This window comes from Micromonospora sp. NPDC049836 (assembly GCF_044465125.1).
GTDB lineage: Bacteria > Actinomycetota > Actinomycetes > Mycobacteriales > Micromonosporaceae > Micromonospora.
On record NZ_JBITLH010000001.1, the window covers coordinates 203,940 to 219,345 of the forward strand.

Below are 15,406 nucleotides of genomic sequence, written 5' to 3' on the forward strand. Positions count from 1 at the left end.
AGGCACGCCTCAGTTAACTTAGGGCAGCCATACCTTCCTCCTGTTCCGACGGTGCGTCAAGTTGTTCATGACAACCTTCACCTGGCCGGGGGCCACTGTTCTGCTCCCGGCTGTGGCAGGATCCGGCAGACCCCTCGCCAGACAGGACGACCGTGGCTGACGACCTCTTCACCCCCACGATCACCCCCAGCGCGTACGCCGGGCCGCGGCGCCCACCGTGGCGGCCGGGCTCACTGATCTATCCGGCCATCCTCGGTGGGGCGCTCGCCGGCACCACCCTGGCGCTGATCAACGCCGGCCGGCTCCGGCTTCCGGCCCGGGACACCCTGGCCATCGCCGGTGCCGGGCTGGTCGCCCTGGCCGCCCGGGTGCTGGTCACCACGATGCTGCTCGACGGCCGGGTGTCCGGGCCGGGCCGGGTGGTCGGCGCGCTCTGCGGCGCACTGGCCTGGGCGGTGGCCAACCTGCTGCAGAAGGGCCGGTTCCGCACATACGAGATGCGCGGCGGCGAGCCGACCTCGCTGGTGAAGGCCGGCATCGCGGCGACGCTCGGGCTCGGCCTCCTCGAAGGGCTGATCATCGTGCTGGCCGGCGGCCTGCGGTGACCGCCCCCGAGCAGCAGCTGGCGCGGGTGGTCGCGCTGCTGGAGGCCAACCGGCCCGAGCAGGCGCTCACCGAGCTGGGCAAGGTGGGCGGGTCGGCGGCCACCGGCCGGCTGGCGTACCGGTGCCGCACGATCGCGCTCAGCGAGCTGGACCGCTGGGACGAGGTCGCCGAGACCGCCCGGCGCGGGCTGGCCGAGGTGGGGCCGGACGCCGAACTGCTCGGCCGGCTCGGCCGGGCGCTGCGCGAGCAGGGCGCGCTCGCCCCCGCGGAGCGGGCGCTGCTGGACGCGCTGGCCCTCGAACCGGAGGATCCCTGGCTGCTCTGCCAGTACGCGGACCTGTGCACCTCGGTCGGGCAGACCGACAAGGCGGGCCGGCTGGTCGACCGGGCCGCCGCGCTCGCGCCGGAGGAGCCGGCCGTCTACGCCAGCCGGATCCAGCTCGCCTACGCCCGCGGCGACGACCGGAGCGCCCAGCGGGCCGCCCGCGAGTTCCTCGGCCGGCACCCGGACCATCCGGCGGCGCTGGCCCTGCACGGCAGCGTGGCGGTGGCGGCGGGGCGGGTCGGCGAGGCGCACCGCTCGTTCGGCCGGGCGGTGGCGCACGACCCGGCCGACGCCGACTACGCCGAGGCGGCCTGGGAGACCCGGGTGTACGCCCACCCGCTGCTGCTGCCGCTGCGCCCGCTCTACCGGCTCGGCTTCCGGCTCTGGTTCGCCGTGGCGGCGGCCATCGTCGTACTCAACCTGGCCGGCCTCCGGATCGTCGCGCTCGTGGTGTCGGTGGCCTGGGTGCTCTACTGCGTCTGGTCCTGGGTCGCGCCGCCCCTGGTCCGCCGCCTGGTCCGGGGACGCTGGCGGCCCTGAGCGGCACCCGAAAGGGCCCCCTGCCCACCAGACGTCTGGTCGGCAAGGGGCCCCTGCGCGCAGCGCACGGTGCGGCGGTCAGTACCGGTAGTGCTCCGGCTTGAACGGGCCCTCCTGCGACACGCCGAGGTAGGCGGCCTGCTCCTTGGTGAGGGTGGTCAGCCTGGCGCCGAGCGCGTCCAGGTGCAGCCGGGCGACCTTCTCGTCCAGGTGCTTCGGGAGCACGTACACGCCGACCGGGTACTCGTCGGTCTTGGTGTACAGCTCGATCTGGGCGATGGTCTGGTTGGCGAACGAGTTCGACATCACGAAGCTCGGGTGGCCGGTGGCGTTGCCCAGGTTCAGCAGGCGGCCCTCGGAGAGCACGATGATGGCGTGGCCGTCGTCGAAACGCCACACGTCGACCTGCGGCTTGATGTTCTCCCGGGTCACGTCCGACCGCTTCGCCAGGCCGGCCATGTCGATCTCGTTGTCGAAGTGGCCGATGTTGCCCACGATGGCCTGGTGCTTCATCCGGGCCATGTGCTCGTGGGTGATCACGCTGAAGCAGCCGGTCGCCGTGATGAAGATGTCGGCCTGCTCGACCACGTCGTCCAGGGTGGCCACCTGGTAGCCGTCCATCGCCGCCTGGAGCGCGCAGATCGGGTCGACCTCGGTCACCACGACCCGGGCGCCCTGGCCGCGCAGCGACTCGGCGCAGCCCTTGCCCACGTCGCCGTAGCCCATGACGACGGCCATCTTGCCGCCGATCAGCACGTCGGTGGCCCGGTTGATGCCGTCGATGAGCGAGTGGCGGCAGCCGTACTTGTTGTCGAACTTGCTCTTGGTCACCGAGTCGTTGACGTTGATGGCCGGGAAGAGCAGGGTGCCGGCGCGGTGCATCTCGTAGAGCCGGTGCACGCCGGTGGTGGTCTCCTCGGTGACGCCCTTGATGCCGGCGGCGATCCGGGTCCAGCGCTGGCCGTCCTCGGCGAGCGAGCGGTGCAGCAGCTGGAGGATGACCGCGTACTCCTCGGAGTCGGCGGACTCGACCGGAGGCACCACGCCGGCCTTCTCGAACTCGGCGCCCTTGTGCACGAGCAGGGTGGCGTCACCACCGTCGTCGAGGATCATGTTGGGGCCCTGCCCGTCCGGCCAGGTCAGCACCTGCTCGGTGCACCACCAGTACTGCTCCAGGGTCTCGCCCTTCCAGGCGTAGACCGGCACGCCGGCCGGCGCCTCCGGGGTGCCGTCCGGGCCGACCACGATCGCGGCGGCGGCGTGGTCCTGGGTGGAGAAGATGTTGCAGGACGCCCAGCGGACCTGCGCGCCGAGCGCGACCAGGGTCTCGATCAGGACGGCGGTCTGGATGGTCATGTGCAGGGAACCGGTGATCCGGGCGCCGGCCAGGGGCTGGGCCTCGGCGAACTCGCGCCGGATCGCCATCAGCCCGGGCATCTCGTGCTCGGCGAGCTGGATCTCCTTGCGCCCGAACGCGGCGAGCGACAGATCCGCCACCTTGTAGTCGCCCTCGGCGAGGGTGCTCGGCCGGGCGCCGGACGACGCGCCACTGGGGGCCGCCGGGAGGGTGCTGGTCATGGAAGCTCCTGTCGAACGAAGTGCTGCGCAGCCTTCCACCTTACGCGGGTCCGGTTCGTCGCCCGTGCCCGGTTGGCCGAGGCGTGCCGGTCCGGTCGGCGGACAGCGCACGGGGCGGTCGGTCATGGACGGACTTTCCGCCCACGGCCCGGCCGCCCCGTGCATCCCCCCGGTTTGGTTCCCCGCGCGTCATCGGACCTTCGTCGCGACAACGCTGCGTACCCATAGGGTCACACTGAGCAACCAGCCGGTCAAGCCATTTCGGAAAAGTCGGATTCGTCGCCGCAGCCGGTCCGGGCCGGAACCAGGATCCTCAGCAGGTGCCGCAGGTGGCGACGTACGCCTCACCCGCGCCGCCGACGAGCAGCGGGCCACCCGCCGCGGTGCCCACCGCCGCCTGCCCCGGCCCCAGGCTGACCCGGCCCACCCCGTCGTCCACGGTCAGGGTGCCCGCGCCGCAGAGCACCACCCGCGGGCCGGGCAGCGCCAGCCGCACCTCCGGGTCACCGGCCGAGAGCGCCACCCGGTGCAGCGCGAAGTCGTCCACCGGCACCGGCCAGGTCACCACCCCGGGGGCCACCGGCACGGCGCGGACCACCGGCTCGCCGAGCACCTCGAAGCGGAGCACCCGGAGCAACTCGTCCACGTCGACCCGCTTCGGGGTGAGCCCGCCGCGCAGCACGTTGTCACTGGCCGCCATGATCTCCACGCCGGTGCCGCGCAGGTAGGCGTGCAGGTTGCCGGCCGGCATCCAGATCGCCTCGCCGGGCGCCAGCCGGACATGGTGCAGCAGCAACGCCACGACCACCCCGGGGTCGGCCGGATAGTCCGCCGCCAGGGCCCGGGCCAGCTCCGCGTCGGGGCCCTCGGCGCGCGCCGCCAGCACCTCCGCCACCAGCCCGGCCCGCTCCGACTCCGGCCAGCTCAACAGCAGGCGGACGGCCTCCCGCAGCCCCGCCGGACCGGTACGCAGCGCCACCACCACCGGCGCCAACGCCGGTACGCCGAACGCCTCGATCGCCGCCGCCGACACCTCCGGGTCGCGGAACCCGCAGAGCGCGTCGAACTCACTCAGCGCGACCAGCAGCTCCGGCTTGTGGAACGGGTCCACGTAGTTGAGCCGGTCGACGTCCGCCGCGTACCCCGCCCGGGCCTGCTCGGCGTCCGGGTGCGCCTGCAGGCTCAGCGGAGCGTCCGCGGCCAGCAGCTTCAGCAGGAACGGCAACCGGGTACCGAACCGGCCGACCAGCCGCTCGCCCAGCCAGTGCTCCGGCTCGGCGACCAGCAGGTCGGTCAGGCTCACCGCGCGGCCCGCCCGGTCGACGGTGGCCGGGGCACCCGGGTGGGCGCCCAGCCACAGCTCGGCCTCCGGGCCGGCGCTCGGCACCGGCCGACCCTGCAACCCGGCGATGGCCGTGCGTGAGCCCCACGCGTAGTCCCGGATCCGTCCCCGCAACAGCTCCACGGTCAGCTCCCGTGCCGGCCGGACACCTCGTCCGCGACAACCTCGGGCTGCGCCGCCGCGGTGTGCGCCGCCTGCCCGGTGCCCGCCCGCTCGGCCGCCGCGGAGTAGATGTCCGGTTCCAGGTAGATCACCCGGGCGATCGGCACCGCGTCGCGGATCCGCGCCTCCACGACGTTGATGCCCCGGGCCAGTTCCTCGGCGGACTCGCAGGCCGGCACCGCGATCTTCGCGGCCACCATCAGCTCCTCCGGGCCCAGGTAGAGCGTCTTCATGTGAATGATCCGCTCGACCTCGGGGCCGGCGCCGACGGCCTTCTCGATCGCCGCCAGGTCGTTCGGGTCGGCGCCCTCACCGAGCAGCAGGCTCTTGGTCTCGATCGCCAGGGTGAGGGCGATGAGCACCAGCAGCACGCCGATCATCGCGGTGCCCGCGGCGTCCCACATGCCGTTGTGGGTGATCAGGGTCATGCCCACGCCGAACAGCGCGAAGACCAGACCGATCAGCGCGCCGAAGTCCTCCAGCAGCACCACCGGCAGCTCGGGCGCCTTGGCGCGGCGGATGAACCGCACCCAGGACTGGCTGCCGCGGATCAGGTTGGACTCCTTGATCGCGGTACGGAACGAGAAGCTCTCCATCAGGATCGCCGCCACCAGCACCGCCACCGGCACCCACTGCCAGCTCTCGATCGGGTGCGGATCGGCCGCCTTGTGGTACGCCTCGTAGAGCGCGAAGAGGCCACCGAGGCTGAACAGCACGATCGCCACGATGAACGCGTAGATGTAGCGCTCCCGCCCGTAGCCGAACGGGTGCTCCGGGGTGGCCTCCCGCTTGGCCCGCCGGCCGCCGAGCAGCAGCAGACCCTGGTTGCCGGAGTCGGCGACCGAGTGGATCGACTCGGCCAGCATCGACGAGGAGCCAGTCAGCAGGAACGCGATGAACTTGGTGACGGCGATACCGACGTTCGCCGCCAGGGCGGCGACGATCGCCTTCGTTCCGCCGTTGGCGCTCATGCTCCCCGCCCGGTGCCGCACGTGCTCACTGGTTTGCCAGCTCCTTCATTTCCGTGATGGCCGGGACGGCCATCGGGTCCAGCCCGTGTGCCAGGGCGAGGTAGACCGAGGCGAAATCCGGCACCGCCATCAGCGAGGCCAGCCGCTCCAGCGCGGAACCCCCCTCGGCGGTCACCACGTCGCAGCGCACCCCGCGCCGCTCGGCGAGGGTCTGCACCGCGTCGGCCCGGCGCTCCTCCACCGCGAGCGGCTCGTCGGTGTCGTCCTCGGCGTTCAGCCCGCCGTCGCGCAGCAGCACCAGCCGCAGCCGGGTGGCGCTGCTCTCGGTCTCGTCGGGGTCGGCGAAGATGTCCCGCTCCCCCTCGGCGAGCCCGCCGAAGACGCCGTCGAGCAGACCGACCCGGCCCCGGCCCGCCTCGCCGAGCGCCCCGGCGACCACCGGGTAGCGGGCGTTGGCGGAGAGCGTGTCACCGAACCGCCGGGCGGCCACGGTGGCCAGCGGGGACGAACCCCAGACGATCGGAATCGAGCCGGCCAGGCCCAGGGCCAGCGACTTCGCCGGGTTCACGAAGGACTCGGCGGTGGGGCGGCAGCGGTCGGCCTCCGCGTCCAGCCGGGCCGCGGTCTCGGCCAGGTCCGCCTCGTTGACCTTCACCAGCCCGAGCGTACGGGCGGCGAGCAGCACCGGCACGGTGAGCGCCCAGAGACTGGCCCGGGCCGGGGCCCGCCGGGGCACCGGGATGAACGGCGCCCGGGCCCGCTCGGCGACCGACTGGAGCTGGGAGTCCGGTGCGCCGACCGCGACCAGCCGGGCGCCCCGCCGGTGCGCCGCCTCGGCCGCGCCGAGCGCCTCGGGGCTGCGACCGGAGGCGCTCACCGCGATGACCACGTCCGCCGCGCCCACCCAGCCGGGCACACCGGCGCTGCGGTGCGGGATCACCGGCACCGGGCAGCGCGGCCCGGCGACCGTGGCCAGCACGTCACCGGTACGCCCGGCGGTGCCGATGCCGGCGATGACGACCGCGCGGGGCCGCCCCTCGTCCGCCAGCACGGTCAGGTTGGCCTCGGCGGCCAGCGCCGCGGACTCCCGCACCTGGGCGCCGGCCGACGCGGTGAAGCGCAGCATGCCGCCCGGATCCTGCTCGGCCAACCGCCGCGGGTCGTCCAGCAGTGACTCGTCGGCGTGCCGGTGCCCGCTGACCCCGGCCGTACCCTCCATCACGGCTGCGGCGCGGAGCCGCCGCGCGCGTCCTCCGCCGCGGGCCCGCCGCGCGCCTCGTCCAACAGGAGCACCGGCACGTCGTCGCGCACCTCGAAGATCCGACCGCACTCGGTGCAGGTGAGGGTCTGCGCCTGCGCGTCGTAGTCGAGCGGGGCGTGGTGCGTGTCCGGGCAGGCGAGGATCTCGAGCAACTGCGGGTCCAGGGCCACAGCGCGGCTCCTTCCACGTATGCGGTCTCACCGGTCGGCGGTGCCACCCGGCGCAGGCGATCTTATCGGCGAACCGGCGCGGGCACCGGGGCACGTCTCAAGCACCGGCGGGCCGCCGGCGCGGGCCTCCGGTCCGGTGGTCGCCCGCCACCGTCACGGTAACCCCGGCGCGGGGCCGGGGCCGGCTCAGCGGGGCGGACGGGGCAGCACGCTGGTGGCGTCGCCACCGGCCGGGGCCGGCGGCTCACCACCGGGTCCGCCGGTCGGCGCGGCGGCGCCGTAGACGTTGCCGGCCGGCCGGGGCGCGGGCGCCCCGTAGACCCTCGGGGTGGGCGGCTGCTGCCCGTACACCGGGCCCGCCGGCGCGCCGGCGCGGTACGTGGTGCCGCCCGTGCCGCCCGCCGCCGGCACCGGCGGGTGACCGGTGGCCGGCTCGTCGGTCCGGTCGGCCCGGTTGCGCCGGACCAGGAGGACGATCAGGGCGGCGCCGACGAGCACCAGCAGGATGCCGATCCACATGACGAGGGAACCTCCGGAGGACGTGTCGGCCGCGGCGGTGCGGGACCCGGCGGCCGGGCCGGCGGCGGCCAGCGCCGGGGCGCTGTCGTCGGCCGACGCGACGGTCACCTCCCCGCTCGGGCTCGCGCTCGGGGTCGGGGACGGCTTCCGCGTCGGCGTCGGCGAGGCGGCCGGCGCACCACCCACCACGCGGGCCGAGGCGCCGGCGCGGCCCAGCACCCGGCCGCTGGCGGCGGTCGCCTCGCCGACCACCGCGAGGCGCCCGCCCGGCGCACCGGCCAGGAAGGCCACCCGGTAGCGGACCGTGATGCTCTTGCCCTTGCACAGGGTGGGCTTCGCCGGCGCGGTCCGTGGCGTGGTCACCGTGCCGCCGCCCCCGGAGACCGCCACCGGCCACCACCGGCCGGCGCTGTTCACCTGCACCCGGACCTGCTCGGGGCGCACCCCGTCGAGGTGCAACCCGAGGGCGGTCCGGAGCAGCACGCAGCCGTCGGTGCGCTTGCGCACCTCGACCGCCATCGAGCCGGCCGACCCGCCGACGGTGAAGCTGCTCGCCGCGCGCACCTCCACCCGGTCGTCGGCGGCCGACGCCGGGGACGCCGCGACGGCCAGCAGGCCGCCCAGCATCGCGCCGACCGTGGCCAGCCGCGCCGCGTGCCGCCTCACCGACATCTCCACCTCACCTGTCCCACCCGACCGGGTCCGCCGGTCAGGTTACTACCGGGTCCTGGTGATACCCGCCCATCGAGGGCTCAGCATGTGTGCCGCGACACCCCGCCGCGTCGCCGCACCTGGTCGACCGGGCGCGACCTCAGCCGGATACCGCGGCCAGGGCCCGCCGGCACAGCCGATCGGCGGTACGGGTGGTCTCCGGCAACCGGTACCGCGGACACAACGCCAGCACCCGGTCCGCGGCGTTGTCCAGGCTCATCCGGTGCCCGACGCTGACGAACACCGGCTTCACCCCGTCCCGGGTCCGCAGCACCCGACCGACCACCTCGCCGCCGTCCCGCAGCGCGCTCCAGGCGCCGCGCTCGGGGCCGGGCGGCGCCCACTCCCCGACCAGCGGCGTCTTCGCCACCCCGATCGCGGGCAGACCGGTGACCAGGCCGAGATGGCAGGCCAGCCCGAACCGGCGCGGGTGCGCCAGCCCGTGCCCGTCGCAGACCAGCAACTCCGGCCGGACGGTCAGCCGGTCCAGGGCGGCCAGCAGGGCGGGCAGCTCGCGGAAGGCGAACAGCCCCGGCACGTACCCGAAGGCCGGCCGACCCACGCTCACCGCCTCGTCCACCACGGCCAGCGTGCCGGCGTCGAGCACCGTCACGGCCGCCGCGAGCCGGTCACCGCGCTCGGCGTACGCCACGTCGAGGCCGGCCACCGTCGTGGGCGCGGTGGGTCCCGGCCCGACCAGGTCCACCCGCGACCGCAACTCCTCCTGTACGCGCAGCGCCTCGGCGACGTCGGCCGGCGGCACGTACCGGACCGGTCCCGCCGTCACGGCCGCCCGGCGCCCTCCCCGGCCGGCGCGAGGTCCGTCCGGGCCTCCTCGGCCCAGCGCAGGATGCCGTGGGCGCTGGACGCCTCGGCCACCTGGGTCGCCTCGTCGACCAGGCCCAAGGCCCGCTGCGGATCGCCCTGCTCCGCCGCGAGGTAGCCGAGCGCGAGCAGGTTCGCCGCCACCCCGGGCAGGAAGCCCACCTCCCGGCGCAGTCGGGTCGACTCCTCCATGAGCTGCCTTGTGGCGTCGAACCGGCCGGCCGCCTGATCGAGGAACGCGAGGTGCCGCAGCACGTACGACAGGGTCAGCTTGTCGCCGGCCCGGGTGGCCAGTTCCCGGGCCCGGGCGAAGGCCGGCGCCGCCGCCTCACCGTCGCCCCGGATCACCTGGTGCAGGCAGCCCACCCAGAACCGGGCCTCACCCTCGCCCCGCTCGTCGCCGAGCTGCCGGTACAGCTCGGCGGCCCGCTCGAACAGCTCCAGCTCCCGCGGATCCTCGACCTCCTCCGCCAGGTAGCGGGCGTGCAGCACCCGCCCCCGGGCCAGGGCGAGATCGGCCTCCACCCCGTCCAACGCCCGGTCGGCCGTGACCAGCGCGTCGGCGTCGCCGCCGAACACCGCCTGCTCGTACAGCTCCCGCGCCAGCTCGATCCGATCCGCCGTCGTCATGCTGCTTCCGCTCCTGTCGTTGGTTACTGGTGTCGTTCGTTGCTGGTGTCGTCCGTTGCTGCTGTCGTTAGTTGCTGGGTCGACGCGGGCGTGGGTTCTCCCGTGGGATCGGTCCGGGCGGGCCACTCCTCGTCATGGGCGACCCGTGCGGGAAGGTCGTCAGAGGGCGGCGATGGTCGGGTCCGCGCCCGGGTCGCCCGCCGCCCGCAACTGCTCCTCGAACATGACGAACGTCCTCCGCCGGATCCCTCGAACGAGTGCCGCCTCTTCAGGGGTGTAGGCACGCCGCTCGGCGATGGCGACGTCCTCGATCGCCTTGACCGTCTCGTAGAGGGCGAAGATCGGGCCCTCCCCCTTGAGATAGCGAGCCCGCTCTTCCTCGGTCCGCTGGACGAACCGCTCCGCCGAGCGGACGTAGATGTCGCCTCCGATCGCGAAGAGGATCTCGTCCACGATGTCGTTCGCCGGCTGCCAGCCGCCCGTCTCCCGGTCAAGACGCCAGGCTGTGAGCCCGCCGTCCGGCGTCGGGACGAACTTCACTGGCGTCTCGTAGTAGTCGTAGTAAGACGGCAGATCAATCCCGTATCCCGAGGCGGTCAATCGCTTCCTCCATCCAGCGTTGATCGGAGCGCTGCCCAGAAGCATTCGCGCTGACGTCGGATGATGCCGTTGCTGATGGCAAGCTCCGCCTGAGACGGAGGGCGGCGCTGTTCGCGCGCCACCGCCTCCAGATCACGCCTCACCTCGAAGAGGGAGTGCTCCCACTCCGCGACATTGTCCAGCGCGGCAAGCTGTAGCCGGAATTCCGCGACGTGGCCCGAGGACGTCGACAGCATCATTTGCACGTCACGGTAGCCGCCGTCCTGCGGGTCAAGAAAGCGGTCCTCGAACCTGACGATCCTCACCTGGGAATCCTGTTGTAGCGCAACCAGGCCCGAGTAGAGATCAGCCAGTCGCTGGTAAGAGAGTCGGCCAGCTGCGAGGTCCAGGAGCCGAGAGACGTCCCCTCCGTACTTGGCAATCTTGTCCTCGGCTCTTTTCCTCGCCTTCGGGCCCGGCCGGGGCCGATACTCCGCGCTGGCCTGAGCTGCGAGCTTCTGTCCCAGGCGGTCTATCTCAAGCTGCGCCACGGCGGCAGCCTCATACAACTGGTCCAGGAACTGGCGCTGGTAGGCGACGTCACGCCGTCGGCCCTGATCAAAGCCGGGCTGCAGCGCAGGGGGTCGATCAGCGGTGAGGCTTGAACTAATCGCCATCTGCTCAGCAGTGAGCGGAGTAGGCAGATTCGGAGGAATCGAGGCCGTAGCCGCTATCTCGGCACCTCGTTCGACGATCTCCTCCAGCACTTCACCGAGCACGTCGATCGCCTTCTGGTGGCTGGCCAGGTGGTGCAGGGTGATCGGCCGGGCGGTGAGCGAGGTGGCCAGCTCCGGCGTCGCGAGGATCATCCGAACCAGATCGGGTTGCCGGGCCAGCTGATGGAGCAGCGTCTCGGCGAGCAGCGGGTCGCCGCGCGGTGGCGCCTCCCAGGCCTGGTCGAGCATGTGCCGCACCCGGGGGTCACCGAGCAACCGGGCCAGGTCGCCGGCGGCCGGCTCGTCCAGCGCCGGGACCAGCCGCCGCAGCGCCGCCGGGTCCACATGGTGCGCCAGCTCGACCGGGGTCACGCCGGCGGCGAAGACCTCGTCGAGGTGCGCGCTCGCGGCGATCGCGTCCCGGACGAAGAGCCCGGCTCCGATCCGTTCCGCATGGGCGGCGAGGTGGGCGCTCCGCGTGGCGTCGTCCCGGCCCGGCTCGGGCGGGCCACCGGTCGGCGGCGGGACGTCGCCGTGGTGAAAGGTCGTGCCCTCGCCGAGGAGGTGGACCCGGTTGAAATCCGGTGCGGGCTCGTCGCCGTCGTACGGGGCCGGGGGATCCGGCGGCGGTGGCGGCTCGGGACGTTCGTCCGGGGCGGGGAGCACGTGGTAGACGCCGGGCGGCCGGCCGGGCACCGGCATCGGCCGGCCGTCCGGGCCGAGCACCAGCGCGTCGAGGCCCACGACGTTGTTGTCGTGCGGCACCCCGCTGTGCGCGTAGAGCGGCTGATCCCAGACGACACCCTGCTGCGGGTCGAGGTAGAGCACGACGCCGTTCTGGTTCAACGCCACCCAGGCGTGCGACGCGCCGCTCTGCCAGCCGGTGATCAGGAAGGCGTAACTGCCGTGCCCGCCCGCCAGCAGCTGCCGGTGCAGGTCGCGGTAGCCGTGTTCGACCCGCTGCCGTACCTCCAGGTCGGTTGTCGGCTCAGGGCCCGGGCAGAGGTCCTGGAACTGACCACCGGTGATCTCCTCGACGCGCCGGGGCCCGTCCGCCTCGCCGCCGACCGGTTGGCGCACGTCCCCCATCAGGTAGCCGTCGAAGGTACGCGGCGCGGAGACCCGGGGGCGGCCGTGCACCCAGGTCTCGTAGAGCGACAGGGTGCAGTCGAGACAGTTGATGCTCCGGGTCGCGTCGGCCTGCGGACCGCCGTCGTTGGCGAGCTGGAGCCAGCCGCCGTGCCGCGGGTCGGCGGTCCGCACCACGCTGCCGTCCGGGTTGCGCGGCATCTGCCGTTCCAGATCGGTCTGGTGCAGCGCGAGCGGCGGACGCAGGCCCCCTCGTACGCCGTAACGACGGGACCGGTCGATCGGCGGTGGATGGCCGTCGCCGGTGAGGGCCGACAGGTCCGACGATTCGACGGCGCCGACCGCCAGATCGGCAACGTCGTCGTTGATCCGGGAGAAGTCCGCCTCGTCCTCGACGGCAACCTGAGCCGGCACCACCGTCCCGGCGAGTACCTGCCGGGCCAGTTCCCGCAGCTCTTCGCTCTCCCGGCTGGAGTCGTACGCCTCACGGCGGTAGCGCTCGGCGAGCAGCGTGCGGCCGGTGTGGTGGAGCTCTGCGGCTTGGGCGGCCCAGTCGCTGGCCTGTTCCTCGTGGTAATCGGCTCGCTGACGGAGCCAATCCGCCCGTTGTTGCCGTCGGTTTTCCTCATACCAACGGCGTTGGCTCTGGAGGAATGCCTGGTAGCGACGTCGGTCAAGACCTTCCCGCTCGGCCGCCCGGTGGGCGGCCAGTTCTTCTGGGGTGGGTCGGCGAGGCGGCAGCGGATCGAAGGGGCCCGGCAGGGGTGGTGCCGGGTCATGGGCAGGTTGCTGAGCCAGTGCCTCCAGCAGCGGGAATCGTGGGTTCGGTGTCGGCCGGGGGTTGACGGCCGGGGGCGCGGCCAGCGGGTCGGCCGGAGGTCGCAGGTACTGATGCGGTGCCGGGGAGGCCAGCGGCCCGGCTTGCGCTGGTAGAGCACCGCTCGGTGGGCGGTCAGGGACCACCGGGGTGGGGGCGTTCGGCTGCGTGACGGGTGCCGGACTGTTCGCCGACGCGGGCGCGGGATTGGTGTGCACCGGTACCGGCTGGCGCGACCCGCCGAGGTCGACGCCGGGAGTGGTGCGCACCGGCCCGGAGCTGAGGTCGCCGGCGCCGCCGAGCGCCCCGATGGTGGTCGCGGACGCCGCCGCGAGCGGCGGCTCAACGGTCACCGAGGAGAGGGTGGGGTTGGCCGCGGCCCCGGTGTGCGGCAGCGGCGCGTCGAGGCCCGCCAGTGGGTGCGTGTCCGACGGACCGGCTGCGACCGCCGCGCGGTCCGGATGGCCGGGTGTGGACCGGTGCTCGGCACCGCCGGCGGGCGGGCCCGCCTCTCCCGCGACCGGGTGCGGGTTCGCCACGAGGGAATGAGCCACCACCGGCTCCGGCTGCGTGGGGGAGGCGGAGCCGGCATCCGCTGCGAGCGGATCGAACGTCGGCTGTGCCGGGACGAGCCCCGCCCTGTCCTGCGCCGCCCCGGGGACGGAGAGTTCCATCGGCGGCGCGGTGAGGGCGGTCAGCTTCCCGTCGAGGTGGTTTTGCAGGGCGGTATCGGCCTGGCTGGTGGCGGAGCCGCTGGCCCCGGAGACCGCCGCGCGGGCCAGGTCTTCCAGCGACGCGTTCTGCCCGGTGGCCAGCCCGGCGGCCCCTTCCGCCAGGGTCTCGCCGGCCATCTCGCGGCCGAAGCGCTCGCCGACCCCGGAGAAGCCGCCGGGCGCGTGCCGGCCCAGGCCGGCCAGCGGCGCCACGCCACCGCCGGCGAAACCGCCGAGCGCCGACGTGCCGACGTCGGTCAGGTCCAGCCCGTCGCGGCGTCCGGTGGAGTTCTGGTACGCCTGGGTGGCCAGGCTGGTGCCGGCCTCCTGCCCGGCCTCGACCAGCCCACTGATCGCGGCCCGGCGGGCGAACCCGCGTACGCCAGTGCGGGCGGCCTCCTTGGCGGCCCGCTCGCCCGCCTCCTTGAGGCCTTCCTTCATCGCCTTGCGGGCCAGCTGCGCGACGAGGCGCTTGAAGATCTGTTGCACCACCATCCGGCTGGCGGTGACGGCCGCGCCGGCGGCCGGCGAGGCGGCGCCCAGGGTGAGCACGGTCGCCACCGCCAGGGACAGCAGCTCGACGACGAGGATGCCCAGCTCGATCCAGACCTCGAGCTTGGCGCCCTCGATGTCGCAGCCGCAGGACTCGACGATCCGGCCCATCTCATCACCGATCGCGAGTACCGCGTGCAGCGGCGCGTCCTCACCCTTCGCGACCTTGTCCCAGGCGGTGTCGAAGACCTCGGCGACGATGCCGATCCCGCCGTAGCCGCTGCGGACCTCGCCGGCGGCGGCCATCGCGTCGGCACGCGGGACGCCGAGGACGTCGGAGACGGCGTACCACTGGTCGGCGAGGTCCCAGACGGCCCGCTCGTTCCCGTCCGGCCACTCGACCCCGACAACCCAGTCCAGCGCCTCGTAGATCCAGCCGGGCAGGTCCCAGGGGCAGTGGTCGAGCGGATGCGGGATCGGGCTGGGCAGCAGGCTCACGCGCGGATCCTCCAGAGGTCAGCGCCAGTGCCGAGGCGGGGAAGGGTGCCGCCGCGAGATATCACCGAGGCGCCGCGCCGCGCCGTCATCGGTTTCCACAGTGGACGAAACCGACCGGACCACGCTGCCGCCCAGCCCCTGCACGGACCTGCCCAGCAGTTCCCACGCCCGCAGCAGGGTCTCCTCGTAGCCCCGGTAGTGCTTCTCGAAGGCGGCGCCGATGTCGTCGCGTCCCCACGGATGCTCCGCGCTCGCCGCCGCGATCGCGCCGCCGGCCTCCCGCCGGGCCGCGCCGATCGCCTCCCCCGACAGAGCCAGGTCGACACCGCCCCGGCGGGCCCGCTCCGGGTCCAGCCAGATCTGCGCCTCGGTCACCGGATCACTCGCCGCGTGACATGACCGCGTCGGCGCGACCCAGCAGCGCGCCGAAGTCATGGGTACGCAGGAACTCCACCGACGGCGAGCCAGGTGGCAGGTAACCGGCGACCAACTCCCGGGTGGCGTCGACGGCGGCGGCGGAGGCGCGCCCCACCGTGGCGGTGACCTTGCGGCCGAGCGCCTTGGCGTCCCGGTCCTGGAAGACCGAGGGGGTGAACTCGACGCTGATCAGCTCGCCCCGGGCCCCGACCACCGCGGTGACCTGGCCGTCCTCGGAGCGCTCGGTCACCCGCAGCTCGGCGAGTCGTGTCTGGAGTTCGTCCAATCCGGACCGAAGCCGCTGGTACTGGCCGTACACCTCGTCGAACCGCGCGCGCAGCGCACGATTGGCGTCCCGGTCCGCGTTCTCGGCCACCGCCACTCCCTCCGTCACCGTCGGTAGGGAAGACCATACCGGGCGCCACGAAATCCGTGGGGTCCGGTA

General features: G+C 73.7%; 14 protein-coding genes. 2 read left to right on the forward strand and 12 right to left on the reverse strand.

What is annotated here, in order from left to right; all coding sequences use genetic code 11:
- Positions 1-152 precede the first annotated feature (152 nt).
- Positions 153-605 carry a hypothetical protein gene (locus ACIBPB_RS00950; RefSeq protein ID WP_396837597.1) on the forward strand — a complete coding sequence of 151 codons (453 nt, stop codon included), beginning with the start codon at positions 153-155 and terminating at the stop codon, positions 603-605.
- Entirely contained in the window at positions 602-1,471 is an 870-nt protein-coding gene (locus tag ACIBPB_RS00955) for a tetratricopeptide repeat protein (protein ID WP_396837598.1), read from the forward strand. The genes ACIBPB_RS00950 and ACIBPB_RS00955 overlap by 4 nt, the downstream gene beginning before the upstream one ends.
- Before the next feature lie 78 nt (positions 1,472-1,549).
- Here ACIBPB_RS00955 and ahcY read toward each other — a convergent pair whose 3' ends face one another.
- The 12 genes from ahcY to ACIBPB_RS01015 all read right to left on the reverse strand — a co-directional run bounded on the left by ahcY (position 1,550) and on the right by ACIBPB_RS01015 (position 15,355).
- Positions 1,550-3,049, reverse strand: coding sequence for an adenosylhomocysteinase (gene ahcY, locus ACIBPB_RS00960; RefSeq protein ID WP_396837599.1), 1,500 nt, complete (start codon positions 3,047-3,049; stop codon positions 1,550-1,552).
- A gap of 313 nt (positions 3,050-3,362) precedes the next feature.
- A complete protein-coding gene (gene manA / locus ACIBPB_RS00965; protein WP_396837600.1) occupies positions 3,363-4,514 on the reverse strand; it encodes a mannose-6-phosphate isomerase, class I in 1,152 nt (383 codons plus the stop codon).
- A gap of 2 nt (positions 4,515-4,516) precedes the next feature.
- Entirely contained in the window at positions 4,517-5,524 is a 1,008-nt protein-coding gene (locus tag ACIBPB_RS00970) for a cation diffusion facilitator family transporter (RefSeq protein WP_396837601.1), read from the reverse strand.
- Positions 5,525-5,549: 25 nt separating this feature from the next.
- Positions 5,550-6,746, reverse strand: coding sequence for an SIS domain-containing protein (locus tag ACIBPB_RS00975; RefSeq protein ID WP_396837602.1), 1,197 nt, complete (start codon positions 6,744-6,746; stop codon positions 5,550-5,552).
- Complete coding sequence (locus tag ACIBPB_RS00980) at positions 6,743-6,955, reverse strand: Trm112 family protein (protein WP_396837603.1); 213 nt, start codon at positions 6,953-6,955, stop codon at positions 6,743-6,745. Before ACIBPB_RS00980 ends, ACIBPB_RS00975 begins: the two co-directional genes overlap by 4 nt.
- Positions 6,956-7,141: 186 nt before the next feature.
- Entirely contained in the window at positions 7,142-8,146 is a 1,005-nt protein-coding gene (locus ACIBPB_RS00985; protein WP_396837604.1) for a hypothetical protein, read from the reverse strand.
- A gap of 139 nt (positions 8,147-8,285) precedes the next feature.
- Complete coding sequence (gene nfi / locus ACIBPB_RS00990; protein WP_396837605.1) at positions 8,286-8,972, reverse strand: deoxyribonuclease V; 687 nt, start codon at positions 8,970-8,972, stop codon at positions 8,286-8,288.
- Positions 8,969-9,640 (reverse strand): tetratricopeptide repeat protein, encoded by a 672-nt coding sequence (locus ACIBPB_RS00995; protein ID WP_396837606.1) that lies wholly within the window; start codon positions 9,638-9,640, stop codon positions 8,969-8,971. The genes nfi and ACIBPB_RS00995 overlap by 4 nt, the downstream gene beginning before the upstream one ends.
- 159 nt (positions 9,641-9,799) lie before the next feature.
- Positions 9,800-10,240, reverse strand: a complete 441-nt coding sequence (locus ACIBPB_RS01000) for a hypothetical protein (protein ID WP_396837607.1) — start codon at positions 10,238-10,240, stop codon at positions 9,800-9,802.
- The gene (locus tag ACIBPB_RS01005) at positions 10,237-14,544 is read right to left on the reverse strand and encodes a toxin glutamine deamidase domain-containing protein (RefSeq protein WP_396837608.1); all 4,308 of its coding nucleotides are present in this window, start codon (positions 14,542-14,544) and stop codon (positions 10,237-10,239) included. The genes ACIBPB_RS01000 and ACIBPB_RS01005 overlap by 4 nt, the downstream gene beginning before the upstream one ends.
- 18 nt (positions 14,545-14,562) lie before the next feature.
- Entirely contained in the window at positions 14,563-14,919 is a 357-nt protein-coding gene (locus ACIBPB_RS01010; RefSeq protein ID WP_396837609.1) for a hypothetical protein, read from the reverse strand.
- Between the two features lie 4 nt (positions 14,920-14,923).
- Positions 14,924-15,355 carry a YbaB/EbfC family nucleoid-associated protein gene (locus ACIBPB_RS01015; protein ID WP_396837610.1) on the reverse strand — a complete coding sequence of 144 codons (432 nt, stop codon included), beginning with the start codon at positions 15,353-15,355 and terminating at the stop codon, positions 14,924-14,926.
- Positions 15,356-15,406 lie beyond the last annotated feature (51 nt).

Bases quoted from the DNA above. Each gene is read 5' to 3' on its own strand.
- ahcY (WP_396837599.1), bottom strand. From the start codon at position 3,049: ATGACCAGCACCCTCCCGGCGGCCCCCAGTGGCGCGTCGTCCGGCGCC.
- ACIBPB_RS00970 (WP_396837601.1), bottom strand. From the start codon at position 5,524: ATGAGCGCCAACGGCGGAACGAAGGCGATCGTCGCCGCCCTGGCGGCG.
- ACIBPB_RS00995 (WP_396837606.1), bottom strand. From the start codon at position 9,640: ATGACGACGGCGGATCGGATCGAGCTGGCGCGGGAGCTGTACGAGCAG.
- ACIBPB_RS00985 (WP_396837604.1), bottom strand. From the start codon at position 8,146: ATGTCGGTGAGGCGGCACGCGGCGCGGCTGGCCACGGTCGGCGCGATG.